Raw genomic sequence first — 2,054 nt, 5'->3', positions numbered from 1 at the left:
GCATTGGAGCTCTCAGCCATTCTAGCTACTGAAACTATGTTAAATAAAAGCGAAGACAAATTTTCTTGTCTTCGCTTCTTGTATTTGTGTTTCAACGTATTGATTAAAACTAGATAAAAGGGTTACAATAGTGAATATTACCCTACTTGAACTTATTGCCTTTCATTATTAATTATTTGCCTTCCGTATTTTTTCCCTTTACCCATGTGAAAAGAGAATAACGTTAAAGTGTGGTGTCTGAATGAATTTGTCAATTGCAGCATTAGAAAACATGAAATTAAAAGAGTTATACGAGCTTGCGAAAGAATTTAAGATTTCGTATTATAGCAAATTAACGAAAAAAGAGTTAATCTTCGCTATCCTAAAAGCTCGAGCAGAAAAAGAAGGTTTCTTCTTTATGGAAGGCGTATTAGAAATTATTCAATCAGAAGGATTTGGATTCCTACGTCCTATCAACTATTCTCCAAGCTCAGAAGATATTTATATCTCAGCTTCGCAAATTCGTCGTTTTGATTTACGTAATGGAGACAAGGTTTCTGGTAAAGTACGACCTCCGAAAGAAAATGAACGCTATTTTGGATTATTACAAGTTGAAGCTGTAAACGGAGATGACCCAGAATCAGCAAAAGAGCGTGTGCATTTCCCTGCATTAACACCATTATACCCAGATCGCCAAATGAAATTGGAAACGGAACCGAAAAAGTTACCGACACGCATCATGGATTTAATCGCACCAGTTGGATTTGGACAACGTGGTTTAATTGTCGCGCCTCCAAAGGCTGGTAAAACTAGTCTATTAAAAGAAATCGCACACAGTGTTACAACAAATCATCCGGAAGCTGAATTAATTGTACTTTTAATTGATGAGCGTCCAGAGGAAGTAACAGACATTGAACGTTCTGTTAAAGGTGATGTTGTAAGTTCTACTTTTGATGAAGTACCAGAAAATCATATTAAAGTAGCGGAACTTGTGTTAGAACGTGCAATGCGTCTTGTAGAGCACAAAAAAGATGTTATCATTTTAATGGATAGTATTACCCGTTTAGCGCGAGCTTACAACCTTGTTATTCCGCCAAGTGGTAGAACATTATCGGGTGGTATCGACCCAGCTGCCTTCCATAGACCGAAGCGTTTCTTTGGAGCTGCACGTAATATCGAAGAAGGCGGTAGCTTAACGATTTTAGCAACAGCGCTTGTTGATACAGGATCTCGTATGGACGATGTAATTTACGAAGAATTTAAAGGAACTGGAAATATGGAACTTCACCTAGATCGTTCATTAGCTGAGCGTCGTATCTTCCCGGCAATTGATATTCGCCGTTCTGGTACACGTAAAGAAGATCTATTAATTCCGAAAGAACATTTAGACAAGCTATGGGGTATTCGCAAAACAATGCGCGATACACCAGACTTTGTTGAAGGTTTCTTACGTAAACTTCGTCAAACAAAGACAAATGAAGAATTTTTACAAAACATTGTTGCAGATTCGAAAAGATATGTAACAACTAAGTAAAGGGAAAAGATTGGGACTCGCTTATTTCGTAGTAAGCGAGTTTTTTTATGTTTTTTAAGGGAATATTAGAGAGAGTAATATATGGGGGGATTTTGTTTTTTGAGATAAAAATCATATTTGGGTTGAGAGTTTGAAGTGTCCTGGATTCTGAACGAGCCGCTTGTGCTTTTAATTAATATCCAGTTCCACCTCCTAGGCCCTTGCTTCTAAGAACCTTCCCCACAAGAAGATAAAAAGCATCTTCTGTGGGGAAGAACCTTAGTCACCGGGCCTGAGCAGTCGGTTCCACTTTTAGGTATATCCAGTTCCGACGGCTAGCTCTTCGTGTCTAAGAACCTCCCGTACGAAAGGTAAAAAGCACCTTTTGTACGAGAGAACCTTAGCCAGTCAGAGCTGAGCGAGCCGTCTCCACTTTAAATTATATCCAGCTCCGGCGGCTAGAATGGTCGGTGGCTTCGCGTCTTCCTACGAGGCAAAAAGCGCCTCTTTGTCAGAAGCTCCATCCCCCTTCCATTCTGAACGAGCCGCTTGTGCTTTAAAT

Annotated in this window: 1 protein-coding gene; it reads left to right on the top strand. The window is 39.4% G+C overall.

Features of this window, described 5'->3' with window-relative positions; all coding sequences use genetic code 11:
• The first annotated feature begins 241 nt into the window (after nt 1-241).
• A complete protein-coding gene (gene rho, locus MR113_RS27085; protein WP_001053898.1) occupies nt 242-1,513 on the top strand; it encodes a transcription termination factor Rho in 1,272 nt (423 codons plus the stop codon).
• Nucleotides 1,514-2,054: the final 541 nt, after the last annotated feature.

The sequence above is a fragment of the Bacillus cereus group sp. BfR-BA-01379 genome (assembly GCF_022663605.1).
GTDB lineage: Bacteria > Bacillota > Bacilli > Bacillales > Bacillaceae_G > Bacillus_A > Bacillus_A mobilis.
This window is presented reverse-complemented; position numbering and strand designations above follow the sequence as displayed.